15 protein-coding genes are annotated in these 18,550 nt (G+C 76.6%); 14 read left to right on the forward strand and 1 reads right to left on the reverse strand.

The annotated features are described in order from the left end of the window. Positions 1-17 precede the first annotated feature (17 nt). Complete coding sequence (locus OOT42_RS16900; protein WP_273652314.1) at positions 18-1,244, forward strand: pyridoxal phosphate-dependent aminotransferase; 1,227 nt, start codon at positions 18-20, stop codon at positions 1,242-1,244. Positions 1,245-1,256: 12 nt separating this feature from the next. On the opposite strand, the gene OOT42_RS16905 is transcribed toward OOT42_RS16900, so the two are convergent. After that, the gene (locus tag OOT42_RS16905; protein ID WP_273652315.1) at positions 1,257-2,084 is read right to left on the reverse strand and encodes an AfsR/SARP family transcriptional regulator; all 828 of its coding nucleotides are present in this window, start codon (positions 2,082-2,084) and stop codon (positions 1,257-1,259) included. 207 nt (positions 2,085-2,291) lie between these two features. On the opposite strand from OOT42_RS16905, the gene OOT42_RS16910 reads away from it, so the two are divergent. Genes OOT42_RS16910 through OOT42_RS16970 form a run of 13 tightly spaced genes read left to right on the forward strand, consistent with a single transcriptional unit; the run spans position 2,292 to position 18,508 of the window. Next, complete coding sequence (locus OOT42_RS16910; protein ID WP_273652316.1) at positions 2,292-2,963, forward strand: hypothetical protein; 672 nt, start codon at positions 2,292-2,294, stop codon at positions 2,961-2,963. A 1-nt stretch (position 2,964) separates the two neighbouring features. Then, the gene (locus OOT42_RS16915; RefSeq protein ID WP_273652317.1) at positions 2,965-3,267 is read left to right on the forward strand and encodes a hypothetical protein; all 303 of its coding nucleotides are present in this window, start codon (positions 2,965-2,967) and stop codon (positions 3,265-3,267) included. After that, positions 3,264-4,406, forward strand: coding sequence for a hypothetical protein (locus tag OOT42_RS16920; RefSeq protein ID WP_273652318.1), 1,143 nt, complete (start codon positions 3,264-3,266; stop codon positions 4,404-4,406). Before OOT42_RS16915 ends, OOT42_RS16920 begins: the two co-directional genes overlap by 4 nt. Position 4,407: 1 nt before the next feature. Further along, complete coding sequence (locus OOT42_RS16925) at positions 4,408-4,929, forward strand: phage baseplate assembly protein V (protein WP_273652319.1); 522 nt, start codon at positions 4,408-4,410, stop codon at positions 4,927-4,929. Then, a complete protein-coding gene (locus tag OOT42_RS16930; RefSeq protein WP_273652320.1) occupies positions 4,929-5,246 on the forward strand; it encodes a hypothetical protein in 318 nt (105 codons plus the stop codon). The genes OOT42_RS16925 and OOT42_RS16930 overlap by 1 nt, the downstream gene beginning before the upstream one ends. Then, positions 5,243-5,668 carry a GPW/gp25 family protein gene (locus tag OOT42_RS16935; RefSeq protein ID WP_273652321.1) on the forward strand — a complete coding sequence of 142 codons (426 nt, stop codon included), beginning with the start codon at positions 5,243-5,245 and terminating at the stop codon, positions 5,666-5,668. The genes OOT42_RS16930 and OOT42_RS16935 overlap by 4 nt, the downstream gene beginning before the upstream one ends. After that, positions 5,665-8,235 carry a baseplate J/gp47 family protein gene (locus OOT42_RS16940; RefSeq protein ID WP_273652322.1) on the forward strand — a complete coding sequence of 857 codons (2,571 nt, stop codon included), beginning with the start codon at positions 5,665-5,667 and terminating at the stop codon, positions 8,233-8,235. Before OOT42_RS16935 ends, OOT42_RS16940 begins: the two co-directional genes overlap by 4 nt. Continuing rightward, positions 8,232-10,778, forward strand: a complete 2,547-nt coding sequence (locus OOT42_RS16945) for a hypothetical protein (RefSeq protein ID WP_273652323.1) — start codon at positions 8,232-8,234, stop codon at positions 10,776-10,778. The genes OOT42_RS16940 and OOT42_RS16945 overlap by 4 nt, the downstream gene beginning before the upstream one ends. Then, entirely contained in the window at positions 10,775-12,964 is a 2,190-nt protein-coding gene (locus tag OOT42_RS16950) for a phage tail protein (protein ID WP_273652324.1), read from the forward strand. The genes OOT42_RS16945 and OOT42_RS16950 overlap by 4 nt, the downstream gene beginning before the upstream one ends. A 1-nt stretch (position 12,965) precedes the next feature. After that, positions 12,966-16,028, forward strand: coding sequence for a DUF6519 domain-containing protein (locus OOT42_RS16955; RefSeq protein ID WP_273652325.1), 3,063 nt, complete (start codon positions 12,966-12,968; stop codon positions 16,026-16,028). Then, positions 16,025-17,164, forward strand: a complete 1,140-nt coding sequence (locus OOT42_RS16960) for a DUF4157 domain-containing protein (RefSeq protein WP_273652326.1) — start codon at positions 16,025-16,027, stop codon at positions 17,162-17,164. Before OOT42_RS16955 ends, OOT42_RS16960 begins: the two co-directional genes overlap by 4 nt. Positions 17,165-17,195: 31 nt before the next feature. Continuing rightward, a complete protein-coding gene (locus tag OOT42_RS16965; protein WP_273652327.1) occupies positions 17,196-18,176 on the forward strand; it encodes a DUF4157 domain-containing protein in 981 nt (326 codons plus the stop codon). Beyond that, entirely contained in the window at positions 18,173-18,508 is a 336-nt protein-coding gene (locus tag OOT42_RS16970) for a hypothetical protein (RefSeq protein WP_273652328.1), read from the forward strand. Before OOT42_RS16965 ends, OOT42_RS16970 begins: the two co-directional genes overlap by 4 nt. Positions 18,509-18,550 lie beyond the last annotated feature (42 nt).

Raw genomic sequence — 18,550 nt, forward strand, 5'->3', positions numbered from 1 at the left:
CGGCGTACGCTCCCGACATGCCGCACCTGCGTCCGCTCGACCAGTCCTCGAAGCTGAAGAACGTCCTGTACGAGATCCGTGGGGCGGCGCTCGACGAGGTCGCGCGGCTCGAGGCCGAGGGGCACACGATCCTGCGGCTCAACACCGGCAACCCGGCGGCGTTCGGGTTCGAGGCGCCGCACCAGATCGTGCGCGACGTCATCGCGTCCATCCCGAACGCGCACGGCTACACCGACTCGCGCGGCATCCTGTCGGCGCGCCGCGCGATCGTCACCCGGTACGAGACCGAGCCCGGCTTCCCGCAGATCGACGTCGACGACGTGTTCCTCGGCAACGGCGTGTCCGAGCTCATCACGATGGTCATGCAGGCGCTGCTCGACGAGGGCGACGAGGTGCTCATCCCGTCGCCGGACTACCCGCTGTGGACCGCGATGACGTCGCTGTCGGACGGCGTGCCGGTGCACTACCGGTGCGACGAGTCGAACGGCTGGCAGCCGGACCTGGAGCACCTCGAGTCGCTCGTCGGCCCGCGCACCAAGGCGATCGTCGTCATCAACCCGAACAACCCGACGGGCGCGGTGTACTCGCGCGAGACGCTGGAGGCGATCGCGGACATCGCGCGCCGGCACTCGCTGCTGGTGCTGTCCGACGAGATCTACGACCGGATCCTGTTCGACGGCGCGGTCCACACACCGATGGCCGCGGTCGCGCCCGACCTGCTCACGCTCACGTTCAACGGGCTGTCGAAGACGTACCGCGTCGCGGGCTACCGCTCCGGCTGGCTCGTGGTGACGGGTCCGCGCGACCACGCGGCGGGGTTCCTGGAGGGCATCGAGCTGCTCGCGTCGACGCGGCTGTGCCCCAACGTGCCCGCGCAGCACGCGGTGCAGGCCGCGCTCGGCGGGGTCCAGTCGATCGAGGGGCTCATCGCGCCCGGCGGGCGGCTGCACGAGCAGCGCGAGGTCGCGTGGCGTGGGCTCACGTCGATCCCGGGCGTCACGTGCGTGCGACCCGACGGCGCGCTCTACCTCTTCCCGCGCCTCGACCCCGAGGTGCACGAGATCCACGACGACGCGCGCCTCGTGCACGACCTGCTGGTGAGCGAGCACATCCTGCTGGTGCAGGGCACCGGCTTCAACTGGCCGACCCCCGACCACCTCCGCGTCGTGACGCTGCCCGAGGCGCGCGTGCTGGCCGAGGCGGTCGAGCGGATCGGCAACTTCCTGTCGTCCTACCGCCAGTAGCCGACGCGGCGCTCACGAACGCGCGGTCGCCGAGACCGGGTGCCGCTCCGGCGCGAGCGCGACGACGTGCAGCGCGACGGCCGCGCCCGGCGCCCGGGTGATGAGCGCCGTGAGCGACGCCGACGGCTCGATGCCGAGCTCGTCGTGCAGCGTGCGGCAGCACGCGTCGTAGGCCCGCCGCGCCTCGACGACGTTGCCCTCGGCGAGATGGATCCCGACGACGGCCCGGTGCGCGCTCTCGCGCAGCTCGTCGGCGCGCAGCGCGGCGAGCGCGAACTCCAGGGCCAGCCCGTACCGGCCGCGGTCGGACAGCCACCGCGCGGTCGCCTCGAGCACGTGCAGCCGGAGCTGGTGCAGGCGCTCGCGCTCGGCGTCGAGCCAGCAGTCCTCCCAGTCGGGGAGCAGCTCGCCCTCGCCCGGGTCCTCGGGCAGGAGGCCCTCGTCGTCGGGCTCGTCGCGCAGCAGCGCGTGCGACCGGTCGATGAGCCGCTGGACGTCGACGACCGGCGCGAGGCCGAGCTCGACGGCGCCGTGCGCCGCGACGACGAGGCCCGGCGCGGCCTGGTTGACGCGCCAGATCCCCGTGCGCAGGCTCGCGAGCGCGCGGCGCTCCTCGGTGTCCGGCCACAGCAGCCCCGCGAGGCGGGAGCGGCCCGTGCGGCCCCGCAGCGCGAGCATCGCGACCAGCCGCTGCGTCCCGGCCGGCAGGGCCACCGGGTCGCCGTCGACGTCCATGGTGAACGCGCCGAGCAGCCGGATCGACACCTCGGGCGTCGGTGGCGACGAGCGCGCGCCCGACCCCGTCGTCGACGCCGCCCGTGCCTCTGGACGGTGGGACACGTCGCAACCCCCTCACGGGGCCCCGCACGCCCCGTAGGCGACCACCGCAGGACCGGTGCATCCGGCCCGTGCCACGCCCAGGAAGGAGGTCGCGCCCCCGGCGGCAGATACATCCGACGACCGGACCGGGCGGTGCGCCCGGCCCGTCCGCCACGCCCGTGACGGGGGCGTGACAGGGGCGTGACGACGCCCCACGACGATCGCCGCATGAGCAGCTTCCCGGGCACGCCGCGCGTGATGGCGGGCGCGCTGGTCGCCGTCGACCCGACCGCGCCGCTCGCGCGTCTCGCGGTGTTCCAGTACAACCCAGACGAGGTGCGCCGCGAGCTCAAGCCGCGTCGGCCGTCGTCGGGCGGCGAGTCCGCGTCGGACGCGCTGCGCGTGTGGGGCGCGGCCGTCGAGACGATCCAGATGACGGTCGAGCTCGACGCGACGGACGGCCTCGAGACGGGCGACGTGCTGACGCAGACGATGGGCGTCTCGGGCCGGCTCGCGGTGCTGGAGATGCAGCTCTACCCGACGACCGTGCAGGTCATCACGCGCACCGCGCTGACCGCGGCAGGCGTCATCGAGGTGCTCCCGCCCAGCGGGCCGCTCGCGGTGCTCGTGTGGGGTCCGGGGCGCGTCGTGCCCGTCAAGGTGGACTCGCTCAGCATCCGCGAGCAGGCGTTCGACCTGCTGCTCAACCCGATCCGCGCGTCCGTCGACCTCGCGCTCACGGTGCTCACGTACGACGACCTGCCGCCGACCGACGTGGGCTTCGCGATGTCGCTCGTCCACCAGGTCCAGCAGGAGGTCAAGGCGAGCATCGCGGGCGTCGCGAACGTCGCGGGCGCGCTCACCGGGTCCGCGGGCGTCTCCGTCTCGGTGGGGGGCTGACGTGGGGCGCTACGACCCCGTCGCGACGACGGTCCTCGAGGTCACGACCACCACGGGCGCGCGCCGGCAGGTGCGTTACCTGGTCCGCCGCTTCCCGCCCGACCCGGCGGGCCAGGCGACGCTCGCGGTGCACCTCGTCGTGCCGGGCGACCGCCTCGACCTGCTGAGCCACCGCTACACGGGCGACGCGCTCGGGTTCTGGCGGGTGTGCGACGCGAACGACGCGCTCGACCCGGACGCGCTCGTCGACGCGGAGGCCGTCGGGACCGAGGTCGTCGTCCCGCTGCCGGGGGCGACGCCGTGAGCCTGCTCGGGGTCCACATGGCCCTCTCGGCCGGCCCGACGGTGCCGCTCCCGCTGCCGCCGGACGTCGCGCTGCGCGTCCGGTCGGTGCAGGTCACCGAGTCGGACGCGCGGCCGAGCGTGTTCAGCATCGTGCTCGACGCGGGCCGGTCGGGGCCGACGGCCGCGCTCGACTCCCCCGTGCTCACGACGTCGCCGCTGCGCGCCAACGCACGCGTGGTCGTCGAGCTCACGACCGGAGTGCTGCCGCAGGTGCTGGTCGACGGGATCGTCACCGAGACGACGCTCGTCCCGGGCGGCGGCGACCAGCGGGCCGAGCTCACGCTGACCGGACGTGACCTGTCGGTGCTGCTCGACCGGCACGAGGTGTCGACCGAGCACGTCGCGCTGGAGGACTCGCTGCAGGTGCTCGCGATCGCCGGGACGTACGCACCGCACGGCATCGTCCCGCAGGTCCTGCCGCCGCCCGTGATGGACGTCCCGCTGCCGATCGAGCGGACGCCGACGCAGCAGGTGACCGACTGGCGGCACCTCACGAACCTCGCCGCGCGGCACGGCTACGTCTGCTACTTCGTGCCCGGGCCGGTGCGGGGGCTCAGCACCCTGTACTGGGGCCCGGCGGTGCGCGCGGGCGTCCCGCAGCCGGCGATCTCCGTGGACCTCGGGCCCGCGACGAACGTGCAGGGACAGGTGTCGTTCACGACGGACGTGCTGCGGCCCGAGAACGTCGAGGGGCAGGTCCAGGACGCGCGCACGGGTCAGACGCTCCCCGTCCGCACCGTCGTGCCGACGCGACCCCCGCTGTCGGCGGTCCCGGTGTGGGCCGAGCACCAGGACGCGCTGCGGTCGCGGCAGTTCCGCGGCACGGGCATCAGCGCGGCCGCCGCGTTCGCGCGCGCGCAGGGCGTGCTCGACGAGAGCGTCGACGCGGTCACGGCCACCGGCACGCTCGACGGCGGCGCGTACGGCACGGTGCTGCGGCCCCGCACGCTCGTCGGGATGCGCGGCGCCGGGTGGGCGGGCGACGGGCTCTGGTACGTGCAGCAGGTCGTGCACCGCGTCAGCCGTGGCGCCTACTCGGCCGCGTTCACGCTCCAGCGCGAGGGCGCCGGCGCGATCACGCCCGTGGTGATGGTGTGACATGACCGAGCCCAGCATCCCCGGCGCGACGCGGTTCTACGGCAAGTACCGCGGGACGGTCGCGTCGAACCTCGACCCGATGCAGCTCGGCCGCGTGCAGGTCGAGTGCCCCGCGGTGCTCGGCCAGGGGCGCATGAGCTGGGCCATGCCGTGCTCGCCCTACGCGGGCGACGGCGTCGGCCTGTTCCTCGTCCCGCCGACGGGCGCGAACGTGTGGGTCGAGTTCGAGGGCGGCGACCCGGACTCCCCGATCCTCGCCGGCTGCTTCTGGGGCACCGGCCAGGTGCCCGCGTCGCCCGCCGTCGCCGAGGTGAAGATCCTCAAGACCGACGCGCTGAGCCTCGAGCTCAACGACCTGCCGGGCGCGGGCGGGCTGAAGATCTCGGTCGGGTCGCCCGCGGTCGCGTCGACCATCACGGTCGAGGCCACGAGCAGCGGCTTCGAGGTCGCGCTCGGCAGCAACAAGGTCACGGTCTCGATGTCGTCGGTCTCGCTCAACGACGGCGCGCTGGAGGTGCGCTGATGCCGGGCAACCTCGTGACGCAGGGCGCGACGGTGACGTGCGCGCACCAGGGGCAGGCGAGCCCCGCGTCGGCGTCGCCGCGCGTCACCGCGGGCGGGCAGGGCGTCGTCCTGCTGCCCACGCCGTACACGGTCGCGGGCTGCAGCTACCCGCCGCAGTCGGGCGGCCCCGACGTGTCCGCGCAGTGGAGCAGCGGCACCACGCGCGTGACGTCCGGCGGGCAGCCGCTCGCGATCCAGGGCGGCTCGGGCACGTGCCAGCCGACGGGCGTCCCGCTGACCTGCACGCAGACGCAGACCCGGGTGACGGCGACATGAGCACGCCCGCCTCCCCGCGCCGGCTCGCCCCGGCCCGCCACGTCTCGTTCCCGCTGCGGCTCGACCCGCGCGGCCGCACCGCGCTCGCCGAGGACCCCGCGTACGTCGCCGGGCTCGTCGAGCAGGTCCTGTTCACGGGGCCCGGCGAGCGCGTCAACCGGCCCGACTTCGGCTCCGGCGTCGCCCGGCTCGTGTTCGCGCCCATGGACGACGCGCTCGCGGAGACGACGCGCGCGCTCGTGCAGGGTGCCCTCCAGCAGTGGCTCGGCGACCTCGTGCGCGTCGAGGACGTACGCGTCACGGCCGTGGACTCGCGCGTCGAGGTCGTCGTCGCGTACGCGCCGCTGCACGCGACGTCGACCGGGCAGCGCCGGACCGTCACGGTGCAGGGCGGCGCACCCGCGACCGGGGGGCTGCCGTGACCGCCACGACGTCGCTCCCGTTCGTCGCCGGCATCGACCTCGAGGCGCGGCGCGCGCTCGTCCGCGGGCGGCCCGGGCTCGACCAGCCGGGCGGGATCGACGGCGTCGACCACGTCGAGGTGCTGTCCAACCACGACGACGCCCCGGGGCACGTCCCGGGCGCCCCCGAGCAGCGCACGCTCCTCGTGCACCTGCTCAACGGCCCGGTCCCGGCGACGTGGACCGCCGCGACCGTCGCCGTCGTGGGCGGCGTCCGGCAGGACGCCTCCCTCAACCCGGTGCGCGTCGAGTGGGCCGTGCCCGCCGTCGCCGTCGTCGGCACGACCGCGAGCCCCGACCCCGCGCTGCCGCCCGGCGTCGTCGAGGCCGACCGCACGCTCGTCGCGCAGGCCCTGCCCGCGCCGGCCGACCCGGACCACGACCCGGCGGTGCTCCGCGCGCTCGTGGTGCGGACCTCGTCGTGGGGGGACCTCTCGACGTACACGCTGCGGCTGCTCGGCCCCGGCGGCGTCGGCGCACCCGACGGGGTGGACCTGCCGCTGTCGACGGCACCGTTCGCGTTCTCGGTGGACTGCCCGAGCGACCTCGACTGCCGGCCCGGCTGTGCCGACGCGACGCCCGCCGAGGACCTCATGCCCGGCGACTACCTGGCGCGGGACTACGAGGCGCTGCGCACCCGGCTGCTCGACCGGCTCGCGACCCTGCTGCCCGACCGGGACGACACCAACCCCGGCGACCCGGCCGTCATGCTCGTCGAGCTGTTCGCCGCGGTGGGCGACCGGCTGGCCTACTGGCAGGACGCGGCCGCGGTCGAGGCCTACCTCGGCACCGCACGCCGCCGCACGTCGGTGCGCCGCCACGCGCGCCTGCTCGGGTACGCGGTGCACGAGGGCTGCTCGGCGCGCACGCTCCTCGCCCTCACGACGACGGCCGGCACGCTCACCGTGCCCGCCCGCACACCCGTCACCGACCTGCCCGCCCGGCAGGACCAGCCCGTCGACGTGCCCGTCGACGCCGCGGACCTCGGCGGCACGGTGTTCGAGACCGTCGCGCCCGTCGAGATCACGCCCGCGCGCAACGCGCTGCCCCTGTACGCGTGGGGCGACCCCGACCACTGCCTGCCCGCGGGGTCGACGGCCGCGTTCGTCGCGACGCCCACGGGCGTGGACCCCGCGCTGCGCGCCGGGGACCTGCTCGTGCTCGTCGACCAGCCCGTGAACGGCGCACCGCGCGACGGCGCGCCCGCGCTGCGGTTCCCGGTGCGGCTCGTCGCCGACGCGCGTGAGCACGCCGACCCCCTCGACCCGGCCGTGCGCGTCTGGGAGCTGCGGTGGTCGGCCGCCGACGCGCTGCCCGCCGCGCTCCAGGTCACGACGCCCGGCACGGACGACCCGCGCGCCGTCGCGCTCGCGAACGTCGTCGTCGCCGACCACGGTGCGAGCGTGCGCGGCGAGACACTCGTCCCGCCGACCGTGCCCGCGGGCGTGCCGTGGCGCCCGCGCCTGCAGCGGCCCGGCCTGACGTACGCGGACCCCGACCTCCCGGCGTCCGCCGCCGCGACCGCGCTGCTGCACCCCGACCCGCGCCGCGCGGGCGCGGCGCTCGCGCTCGACGACGGGCAGCGCACGTGGTCGCCCCGGCCCGACCTGCTCGCGAGCGGGCGGCTCGCGACGCACCTCGTGGTCGAGCCCGAACCCGGCGGGGTGTCCCGGCTGCGGTTCGGCGACGGCGTCACGGGCCGCGCACCGGCCGTGGGCGCGACGCCGCTCGCGGCGTACCGCGTCGGGACGGGCACGGCGGGCGACGTCGCGCCCGACCGGCTCGTGCGGCTGCTCCCGCGCGCGGACCGGCTCGCGCCGCCGGACGGCGTCACCGTGTGGAACCCGCTGCCGGGCGTCGGCGGCACCGACCCGGAACGGCTGGAGCAGGTGCGCCAGCTCGCCCCGGCCGAGCTGCGCACGCAGCGCCGGGCCGTGACGTCGGAGGACTACGCGACGGTCGCCGAGCAGCACCCGGGCGTCCAGCGGGCGGTCGCACGGCGCCGGTGGACCGGGTCCTGGTACGCGCAGGAGGTCACGGTCGACCCGGTCGTGGCGCACGCCGACGACCCCGCGCTGCCCGGCGAGGTGCTGGCCGCGCTGGAGACGCGCCGCATGGCGGGCGTCGACGTCGAGCTCGAGCGGCCGGTCCTCGTGCCGCTCGCGATCGCCGTCACGGGCTGCGTGCGCGCGGGCCACCTGCGCGCGGACGTCGAGGCGCGCGTGCGCGACGTGCTCGGGTCCGGGCTGCGCGCCGACGGGCAGCGGGCCTTCTTCCACCCCGACCGCTTCACGTTCGGCGACCCGCTGCGGCTGTCCGACCTGGTCGCCGCCGCGATGGCCGTCGAGGGTCTCGCGTGGGTCGACGTCACGCACTTCGCCCGCGCCGACGCGACCGCGACGCAGGCCGCCGCGTCGCTGCTCGCGGGCGAGCTGCTCATGGCGCCGCGCGAGCTGCTGCGCTGCGACAGCGACCCGAACCAGCCCGAGTCCGGGCACGTCGAGGTGTCCCTGGGAGGTGGGTCGTGACGACCGACTGCGGCTGCGGCAGCACCGGCGGGTCGACGTGCACCTGCGGGGGCGCGCTGCCGACCAGCCCCGAGGGCAACCTGCCGGGCCAGGACGCGCTGCGCTGGCGGGTCGCCCCGCACGACACCGCGCTCGCGCGGATGCGCGCCTACCTCGCGTCGCCCGCGCACGACCTGCCGGTGCGCTCGCTCGCGTCGCAGCCGCCCGCCGACCCGGCGATCGCGCTGCTCGACACGTGGGCGACCGTCGGCGACGTCGTGTCGTTCTACACCGAGCGCCTCGCGCAGGAGGGGTTCCTGCGGACCGCGACCGAGACCGCGAGCGTGCGGCAGCTCGCGCGCACCCTCGGGTACGAGCTGCGACCCGGGGCAGCGGCGCAGGTCGAGCTCGCGTTCGACGTCGAGACGGCCGCCAGCGCACCGCTCGAGGTCGACGTCCCCGCGGGCACGCCCGTGCAGTCGGTGCCGCCGCCCGGTGCGCTGCCGCAGACGTTCGAGACGACCGACGACCTGCTCGCCCGCGTCGGGTGGAACGCGGTGCCCGCGCTCGCGCGCGAGCCGCAGTCGTTCCGGGTCGACAGCGGCGTCGTGTGGCTCGACACCGTCGCCCCGCTCGTCGCGGTCGACGACCGGCTGCTGCTCGTCGACCCGTCGGCCCGGGGCGACGACCCGCGCGCGGCACGACCCGTCCCGATCTTCACCGACGGCTGGTGGGCGTTCCGCCGGGTCGTGGCCGCCGAGGTCGACCCGCCCTTCGCCGCGGGCTGGACGCGGCTGACCCTCGACTCGCCCGTGGACCTGGACGGCAGCGGCGAGGTGCTCGTGCTGCGGCTCGCCCGGCGCCTCGACCTGTTCGGCCACAACGCGCCCCGGCCCGAGCTGCTCCAGGACGAGGACACGCGCATCGCGTTCGTGAAGACGGGCGGCGTCGAGCAGCTGTGGCCCGGGTGGGGGGTGTCGGGTGCCCTGGAGATCGAGGGCGTCGTGCGCGACCTCGTGCCGGGCTCGTGGCTCGTGCTCGAAGGACCCGCCGACGTGCAGGCGTTCGAGGCGACCGACGTGCGGCACGGCGGCGCGCGCCGGTTCGGGGTCGCCGCGAGGACGACCGTCGTCGAGGTCGACGCACCGGACCGGATCGCGGCCTTCGCGCGCGACACGACGCACGTGCACGCCGTGAGCGAGCTCCTGCCGACCGCGTGGCGCCCGCGCGAGGCGCCCGTCGGCGCGCCGGTCCTCGCGGGCACGGTGCTCGACGTCCTGCCGACGGTCCCGCCGCTCGAGCCCGGGCGCCGGGTCCTGGTGTGCGGCACGACGACGGACGACGAGCCCGCGGTCGAGGCGGCAACCGTCGTCGGGGTCGTGCCGCTGACGGGATCCGCCGTGCCCGCCGGTGGCGCGCAACGGCTGGTCGTCGACCCGCCGCTCGCCGCGTCCTACCGGCCGAGCACCGTGGTCGTGCGCGGCAACGTCGCCGACGCGACGCACGGCGAGACCACCGCGCAGGTGCTCGGCAGCGGTGACGGCCGGGTCCCGTTCCCGCGCTTCGCGCTGCGCAAGGCACCGCTGACGTTCACCGCGACGACCGCCGACCCGACGGGTGTCGTGGCCGCGCTCGAGGTGCGCGTCGAGGACGTCGCGTGGGACGCGGTCCCGACGCTGCACGACGCCGGCCCGCGCGACCAGGTGTACGTCGTGCGGCAGGGCGAGGACGGCACGTCGACGGTCGTGTTCGGCGACGGGCTGCACGGCGCGCGCCTGCCCACCGGGGCCGAGAACGTGACCGCCGGGTACCGCACCGGCATCGGCGCGGCCGGCGCGGCCGAGGCCGGCGCGGTCATGCTGCCCGTGCGCCGCCCGCGCGGCATCGCGGCCGTGAGCAACCCGGCGCCGACGCACGACTGGGCGCCGCCCGAGGACCTCGACAGCGCGCGCGTCAACGCCCCGCAGCGCATCCGCACGCTCGACCGTGCGGTGTCCCCCGCCGACTACGCGGACTTCGCGCGCGGCTACGCGCGGGTCGGCGCGGCGAGCGCGCACGTCGTCTGGGACGGGCGCACCCGCACCGTCGTCGTCTCGGTGCTCGGGGCTACGGGCGACCCCGCGACGCCGACGCTCGTCGCCGACCTGCGCGCGACGCTCGACGCGGCCCGCGAGCAGCGCGCACGACGGGTCGTGCTGCCGGGCGAGGTCGTCGACGTCGGCGCGTCGTTCGCGGTGCGCGTCGACCCGCGCCACCTGGTCGAGGACGTCACGGCAGCGGTCACCGACGCGGTGCTCGGCGCGTTCGGGGCGCTCGACCTCGCGACCCCGCTCGCGGCGTCGTCGGTGCTCGTCGTCGCGGCCGGCGTCCCGGGCGTCGTCGCCGTCACCATGCCGGTGCTGTCGGCGCCGGGCCTCGCGGACGCGTCGGACGACCTGCTCGTCGCGGCGGCCGCACGGTTCGAGGTCCCGTCCGGCTCGCCGGCCGGAACCGGCCCGCGGCTGCTCGCGGCGCAGGCGCTGCGCCTGACGGCCGCCGGTCTGGACGTCGAGGTGATCGCATGAGCCCGTCCGACGTGCGGCGCGACGAGCGCACCGCCTACCTCGAGAGCCTCCTGCCGGCGCACGTGCTCCAGCGCGACGCCGAGACCGGCGGGCTGCTGCGCGCGCTCCTCGGGGCGGTCGCGGGCGAGCTCGCGACCCTCGAGGACGACGTGCAGGCGCTGTACGACGCGTGGTTCGTGGAGACGGCGCCGGAGTGGGTGCTGCCGTACCTGGCCGACCTCGTCGGGCTGGAGGGCCTGCCCGGCGACCTCGGCGCGGGGACCGGGGCGGGCGTGTCGCGGCGGGGCGTCGTCGCGAACACCGCGGCGTACCGGCAGCGCAAGGGCACGGTCGCGGTCCTGGAGCAGGTCGTCCGGGACGTGACGGGCTGGCCCGCGAAGGCCGTCGAGGGGTACCGGCTGCTCGGCACGACGACGCACGTCAACCACGTCCGCACGGACCGACCGACGTGGGGCAGCGTGCGTGACGCCGCGAGCGCCGAGCTCGAGTCGCCCCGGCTGGCCGGTGGCGCGCTGACGCGGTTCGCGCACACGGCCGACGCGCGCCGGGTCGCACCGGCCCGACGCGGCGGGCGCGGGGTGCACGGGATCGAGGGCGTCGCGGTGGTCGTGTTCCCGGTGCAGGTGTACGAGGCGTCCGACGTGCCGGCGCGCGCGCTCGGCGCCCCTGCCGCGGGCTGGGCGACGCACCCCCTGGGCGTGCGCGAGGCGTGGTTCGCCGTGCCCGCGACCGAGGAGACGATCGAGCACCTGGCCGTCGAGGCGGACCTGCCCGTGCCGCTGCGCCCGCGCCGCCTGCGGGCGCTGCTCGCGGCCGCGCGGACCGGCGCGACGACCGGCCCGGCGCTGCCGGTCGCGGTGCGCGTCGACGACGACCCGCCGCTCGGACCCGACCGGCTGCTGGTCCGCGGGCTGGAGGAGCCCGACCCGGCGCTGGCCGGGTGGCAGGCCACGGTCGACCCGGTGTGCGGGCGCGTGCACACCTACCTCGCGGGCGTCGCGACCAACCCCGGCGCGGTGCACGTGCGGTACGCGTACGGCGCGGCCGCGGACGTCGGTGCGGGCACGTACGACCGGACCGCCGGGCACGTCGACGCGCTCGCGGCCGACCCGTTCACCGGCGACGTCGACGAGCGCGGCGACACCGTCGCGTCGCAGGTGCTCGTCGACGCGGGCTCGACGCAGCCCGGCGTGCCGACGACGGTCGCCGACGGGCTGGTGGAGATCGCCGCACGCTGGTCCGACCCCGACGTGTCCGGCACGACCCAGGTGCTGTCCGTCGCGGACTCGGCGGTGCACACCGGCGACCTCACCGTCGACGTGCCCGCGGAGAGCCGCCTGGTCCTGGTGGCGGCGACGTGGCGCGGGCGGCTCCTGCTCGACGGCGACGTCGAGGAGCCCGTCCCGGGCGTCTACTCGCCCGACGGGCTGCGGCCGCGCGTCGTGGGGGACGTCCTCGTCACGGGTGGGGCGGGCGCGGCGGTGCTGCTCGACGGGCTCGTCGTCGAGGGCGACGTCGTGGTGCGCGCGGGCGACCTGCGGTCGCTCACGGTGAGCCAGTGCACCGTCGCCGGGCGCGTCCGCGTGGAGGGCACCGACGCGGACCCGAACCGTGAGCTCGCCGTCGCGGTGCGGCGCAGCCTGGTCGGCGGCGTGGACCTGGTCGCGACGGTCCCCGCCCTGGCCGTCGTGGACAGCGTCGTCGACCCGGCCCTCACCGACCCGCTCGCCGACCCGCCGCCCGCGGGCCCGGCCGTCGTGGCGCCCGGAGCGCACGCCGTGGTCGAGGGCGCGACGCTGTGGGGCACGCTCGACTCCCGGCTGCTCGACGTGACGTCGAGCCTGTGCCTCGACGTCGTCACGGTGGTCGACCGGCAGCGCGGCTGCGCGCGGTTCAGCTACCTCGCGCCGGGCTCGCGCACGCCCCGCCGGTTCCGCTGCGTGCCGCCGACGGACACCGCGGTCGCCGACCGGCCCGCGTTCCTCGCCGACGGTGCGTCGCTCGGGTCGCCGTCGTACCCCTCGCTCTCCCCCGCCGCCCCGGCGTCGCTGCGTCGCGGCGCCGAGGACGGCGCGGAGATGGGCGTCCACCACCACCTGCGCCGGCCGCCCCGGCTCGACGCGGCACGCCGCCTCGTCGAGCCGTACGTCCCGGCGGGGATGCAGATCGGACTGTTCGGGAGCTGACATGCACGCAGACCTCACCCGCCGGACCTTCGACCCCGCCCTGGGGTTCCGGTCCGTCGTCATGCAGCAGGGCCGGGTCCTGCTCGACGCGGAGTGGAACGAGCAGACCGAGATCACCGCGCACCACGACGAGGTCCGCACGGCCGACGTCGTCGGGCCTGCGGGCGGCGTCGACCCGGGCGACGGGTCGCCGGGCCCGTTCGCCGTCGTCTCGCTCGCGACCGGCCTGCCGCCGGACGCCGGTCCCGTCGCGTGGGCGGACCTCGCCGTCACGCGCGGCCGGTACTACGTCGACGGGGTGCTCGCGGAGTCGTCGCCCGCGGACGGCGACCCGTGGCCGCTCGCGGACCAGCCGTTCCTGCGGGCGGTCGGCGCGGACCCCGGGCTCGTCGAGCCCGCGACGGACGGCCGGTACGCGGTCCTCCTCGACGTGTTCGACCACCTCGTGACGCCCGACGAGCGGCCCGAGCTGCTCGAGTCCGCGCTGGGCGGCCCCGACACCGCGGTCCGCGACCAGACGGCCTGGCAGGTGCGGCTGGCCGCGCTGCCCGGCGACGAGGTGTGCTCGGAGGTCGACGCGGCGCTGCCCGTCCGCGTGCCGCGCACCATGACCGCGGACCTCGAGGACGCGGTCGCGCAGACCGACCCGTGCGCGATCACCGCGGGCGGCGGCTACGAGCTGCTGGAGAGCCAGCTGTTCCGCGTCGAGGTGTTCGACGTCGACCCGCAGCCGCGGTTCGTGTGGTCGCGCGAGAACGGCTCGGTCGTCGCGGGCCTCGTCGAGGTCGAGCCGTCGACCGTCGCCGGGGCCGACGACGCCCTGACCCTCGACCGCGTCGGCCGTGACGAGGGCCTGCCGATCCTGCCCGGCGACCTCGTCGAGGTCACGAGCACCGACCGCGTGCTGCGGCACCTGCCCGGCTACCTCGCACGCGTCGGCTCCACGGCGGACTCGGTCGTCGACACCGTCGTGCACGTCGCGTGGGTGGACACCGCGCTGCCGGACGTCGCGGGCCTCGGCCGCGCACCCGTCGTGCGCCGGTGGGACGGCGGACCGACGCCGCTGGCCACGACGCCGAGCGCGCTGGAGGGCGGCATCTCCGTGGCGTTCCCCGCGGGCGGCACGCCCGCCGTCGGGGACCACTGGCTGATCCCGGCCCGCAGCGTCCAGCTCGCGTACGGCACGACCGCGCGGCAGGGCACGATCGAGTGGCCCGGCGCCCCCGGTGCACCGGTCGCGCTGCCGCCGCGCGGGCCGCGCGAGCGCCGTGCACGGCTCGGCGTGCTCGAGCGCGGCACCGACGGGTGGACCCTCGTCGCCGACTGCCGGGACCTGTTCCCGCCGCTCACCGCGCTCACCGCGATCGACCTCGTCGGCGGCGACGGCCAGGAGGCCATGCCGGGCGACGAGCTCCCGGAGCCCGTCCGCGTCGCCGTCCGCAAGGGCGGCATCCCCGTCGCGGGCGCCGCGGTGCGGTTCACCGCCGCGGGCGGCACCCTGCGCACGCCCGCCGGCGCCCTCGGCAACCCCGGCGTAGTCACGACCGGCGCCGACGGCGTCGCGGCGGTGCTGTGGACGCTCGACCCCGACGGCGACACGACCCAGACGCTCACCGCCCAGCGGCTCACCGACGTGCTCGCCCCGCAGGACGTCGACGTCGTCGCCACCGGGCGGCTGTCCGTCGCGCGGCAGGTCGCGTGGCAGCCGGTGTGCGACGGCTTCGGCCGCACGCGCACGGTGCAGGACGCGCTCGCGCAGCTCGTCCGGACGCCGTCGCTCAAGCTCCTCGGCGGTGACGGGCAGGAGGTCGACGCCCGCGGGCGCACGGTGCCGCGCGTCGTGCGCGTGGCCGTCGACGACCCGTGCGGGCCCGCGCGCGGCGCGGTCGTGACCGCCGTCGCGAGCAAGGGCGGCGGGCTCGTGCTGGCCGTGAAGGCGGGCGCCCCCGTGCCGCCGACGCTCGTGGGCGTGCCCCGCGCCGACGAGCAGGTGTCCACGAAGACCGACGAGGCGGGCGTCGCGACGTTCGTCTGGCAGCCGTCGTTCCTCGACCCCGAGACGGGGGCGCTGCTGCGCAGCGACGTCCTCACCGTCACGCTCGACGAGGCACCCGGACCCGTCCCGGCGGACGAGGCGCCGATCCAGGTCACCGCGAGCCTCGACCCGGGCGGCTCGCGCACCCCGGGCGTGCACGTCACCGCGGTGCGCTTCTTCTCCGGCGAGGACCTGGAGAACGACGCGACCTACGGGTTCGACCAGCTCGGCGGCCGGTTCCCCGGGATCGCCGTCGTCCTCGACGCGCCCGTCCGGCAGGACTCCGTGCAGCGCAAGCCCGTCGGGCGGGTGCTCCTCGAGCTGCCCTGGCCGACGCCGCCCGAGGACGACCTGTGGGGTTCGCCCTCGTGGGCGCGGCGCACCGTCGAGATCGCGGGCGAGCTCAACGCCGACGGCGCGCTCATCGTGTGGTCCCCGGTCCAGCCGATCGACGAGACCCTCAAGCGCGTCACCGGGCGGCTGCGTGCCCTGGCCCGCGAGCAGCGGCTCGGCGAGCCGCCCCTGCCGCTGCTGCTGCGCCTGCAGCTCGACGGCTGGGCGATCGTCGGGGAGGACGAGTCCCTGCACCTCAACGGGCACACCGAGACCGTCGTCGTGGACGGCTTCACGCGCCTGCGGCTGCCGACGACCGACGAGGTGACGGGCGGCCGGTTCGAGACGTGGTTCTGGTTCAGCGACGGCGGCCCCGAGCGGCCCGGCCCGCAGGTGTTCGCTCCCGGACGGCTCGCGCTGTCACGGCTGTCCGTCGACGTGGGACGTCTCCTGCGCCCGCCCGGGACCCGCGCGACGCCCGGCGGGCCGACGCTCGACGTCGACGACCTGTCCGGCCGCACGCGCGCGCTCGTCGAGCGGCGGGCCGCCGAGGCCCGGGTGGAGGTGACGTTCGTCGAGGAGGACGCGCCCGGGGTGCGGCGCAACGTGGTGCTCGGCACCGACGCGCCGGCGGGCACCGCGCTCGGCCCGGGCGACCGGCTCGTCGTGCGGGTCGCGCGCGGAGCGGGCGGATGACGACCACCCGGGCCCGCGAGGCCCCCGCGACCCGCGAGCACCCGCGGGAGGCGCCCGTGCGCGGCGGCTTCCCCCTCGACGCCGCGACCCGCGGCGCCATGGAGGCGGGCCTCGGCCACGACTTCTCGGCCGTGCGCGTGCACGCCGACGACCGCGCCGCGGCCACCGCGCGCGAGCTGCACGCCCGCGCGTTCACCGTCGGCACGGACGTCGGGTTCGCGGCGGGCGCGTACCGGCCGTCGACGCCGCAGGGGCGGCGGCTCATCGCGCACGAGCTCGCGCACGTCGTGCAGCAGTCCGGCGCGCCGGGGCTCGCCCGCGCGCCGGTGCACCCCGCACCCGACCGGGCCGCGCCCGAGCGGGAGGCGTCCGACGCGGCGCGGACCGTGCTGGCCGGCGGACGCGCGGTCGTCCGCGAGCGCCCCGGCCCCGGTGCGCTGCTGGAGGACGAGAAGGAACCGCCGGGTGCGGGCGCGGAGATCGTCAAGGGGCTGTCGACGTTCGTCGACAAGGCGAAGGACGACCCGAAGATCAAGAAGGAGATCATCGAGCCCGTCACCGACGCCGCGAAGAGCCGCTGGGACGCGCTGTCGGGCGGCGAGAAGGGCGCGGTCGTCGGCTTCGGCGCCGCCACGTACGGGCTGGGCGTCGGCGCGATGCTGTCCGACCCGACCGGCCGCCGCACGTTGCAGGGGTTCAACCTCGCCGCGCCGCTCGGCCTCGTCCCGTACGCGACGCTCACGTCGTTCAGCTACCAGCTCCCGGACGCGAAGGACCCGACGTACAGGTTCCGGACCAGCGTCGACCTCGGCGACCTGATCAAGGCCGCGCACGGCTGGAAGGGCCTCAGCCTCTCGGCCGACCTCAGCTGGTCGTGGGACCCGGCGACCGAGAGCCTGAGCCTCGCGGGCGGCACCGCGCGGCTCGGTCTGCTGCCGGGCGTGAGCGTGTCCGGCGGGACGTACCCGTCGCTGCTCGGGTTCACGCCCGCGTTCGCGCCGCCCGACCTGCCGGGCGGGCCGCGGCAGGCGTTCGACCAGCCGAAGGCCCCGAACCTCCCGGACACGCGCGTCGTCCTCTCGATCGACCTGCTCAAGCTCCCGACCGTCGGCCCCGCCCTCCGGGGCGTGTTCTAGGCGACGCGGGGACGAGGACCGAGGGGGGACCATGGGCGAGCACGAGATCGTCGGGCGGCCGGGCGACCGGCACGAGCAGGAGGCGGACCGCGCGGCCGAGCGCGTGACGGCACCGCCCGGTGGGCACGCCGGGCACGACGAGCCCGGGCTGCTGCGCGCGTACGGCGGCGCGCTCGGGCACGACTTCTCCCGGGTCCGGCTCCACGACGACGCCACCGCGCACGCCGTGACCCGCCGGTTCGGGGCCGACGCCGTGACGATCGGGCACCACGTGCTGTTCGCGCCCGGTCGGCGCGACCCCGCCTCGCCGCAGGGACGCCGCCTGCTCGCGCACGAGCTGACCCACGTGCGGCAGCAGGCGTCGACCGGACCGCGCGTGCAGGGCAAGTTCGTCGCGACCGGCGACACCGCCGGGTTCGTCGCGATGGTCAACGGGATCCTCGCGGTGCAGCACCGCATCGAGGTGAACAGGGCCGGGGAGGTGTCCGTCGTCGCGACCGACGTGCAGGGACCGCCGACACGCGACGCGACCGAGCTGCTCGCCCAGATCCGGTCGATGATCGCCGACGGCACGACGATCACGGTGCGCATGATGCACGGCTCGGCCCGGACGCTCGCGTCGGACACCAACGTCATCGTCGGCAACTACGGCCTCAACACCTTCGACCTCGACGACCTCGCGATGTACGGCGGCGTCTCCAGCCACTCCCGGATGGGCGACAACACGGCCTCGATGCTGCTGCACGAGCTGGTGGAGCAGCAGCGGAAGCAGGCCAGCGGCGAGGCGTTCGGGCCGGCGCACGCGGCGTCGCTCGCCGCGCAGGGCCGCATGCTCGGCGCCACCTGGGTGGGTGACACGCCCCGCGCCGTCCCGGGAGGCACGGAGATCACCCGGACGTGGCGCTACCCCGACGGGCGTGAGGTCGACACCATCACGACCATCGACATGGCCACGGGTAACGTGACCGGCGTCCGACAGGCCGTACGACCCCCCAGGGGGAGGACACCGTGACCGCGCTGCCCCCCGACGCCACCGTGACGTGGACCGCGCACGCGTTCGGGCTGAGCCCCGTCGTCACCGGCGACGCGCAGGCCGACGAGCGCACCCTGCTGGCGCTCCTCGACGACCCCGACCGGTTCGTCCTGGCGCACGTCCTGCTCACCCGCGACTCCGGGGTCCGGCACGAGACGTACCCGACGTACAACGGGCTCGCGGTCGACGTGCGCGCCGACGGGACGGTGCACGTCGACCCGGCGCAGCGCGCGCCGCTGCGCCGGCGCTGGGCGGCGTGGGCGGCCTCCGACCCCCGGCCCGACGCGCTCCCGGCGGACCCCGGCGCCTGACGCGACCCCGGTCGCGTCAGGCCGAGGCTGTCGGGCCGGCCG

This window comes from Cellulomonas fimi (assembly GCF_028583725.1).
Classification (GTDB): Bacteria; Actinomycetota; Actinomycetes; order Actinomycetales; family Cellulomonadaceae; genus Cellulomonas; species Cellulomonas fimi_B.

What these genes read in the sequence shown, in the direction of transcription:
- OOT42_RS16900 (WP_273652314.1), top strand. Translation starts at nt 18, where the DNA reads ATGCCGCACCTGCGTCCGCTCGACCAGTCCTCGAAGCTGAAGAACGTC.
- OOT42_RS16910 (WP_273652316.1), top strand. Translation starts at nt 2,292, where the DNA reads ATGAGCAGCTTCCCGGGCACGCCGCGCGTGATGGCGGGCGCGCTGGTC.
- OOT42_RS16925 (WP_273652319.1), top strand. Translation starts at nt 4,408, where the DNA reads ATGACCGAGCCCAGCATCCCCGGCGCGACGCGGTTCTACGGCAAGTAC.
- OOT42_RS16930 (WP_273652320.1), top strand. Translation starts at nt 4,929, where the DNA reads ATGCCGGGCAACCTCGTGACGCAGGGCGCGACGGTGACGTGCGCGCAC.
- OOT42_RS16935 (WP_273652321.1), top strand. Translation starts at nt 5,243, where the DNA reads ATGAGCACGCCCGCCTCCCCGCGCCGGCTCGCCCCGGCCCGCCACGTC.
- OOT42_RS16950 (WP_273652324.1), top strand. Translation starts at nt 10,775, where the DNA reads ATGAGCCCGTCCGACGTGCGGCGCGACGAGCGCACCGCCTACCTCGAG.
- OOT42_RS16955 (WP_273652325.1), top strand. Translation starts at nt 12,966, where the DNA reads ATGCACGCAGACCTCACCCGCCGGACCTTCGACCCCGCCCTGGGGTTC.
- OOT42_RS16960 (WP_273652326.1), top strand. Translation starts at nt 16,025, where the DNA reads ATGACGACCACCCGGGCCCGCGAGGCCCCCGCGACCCGCGAGCACCCG.
- OOT42_RS16965 (WP_273652327.1), top strand. Translation starts at nt 17,196, where the DNA reads ATGGGCGAGCACGAGATCGTCGGGCGGCCGGGCGACCGGCACGAGCAG.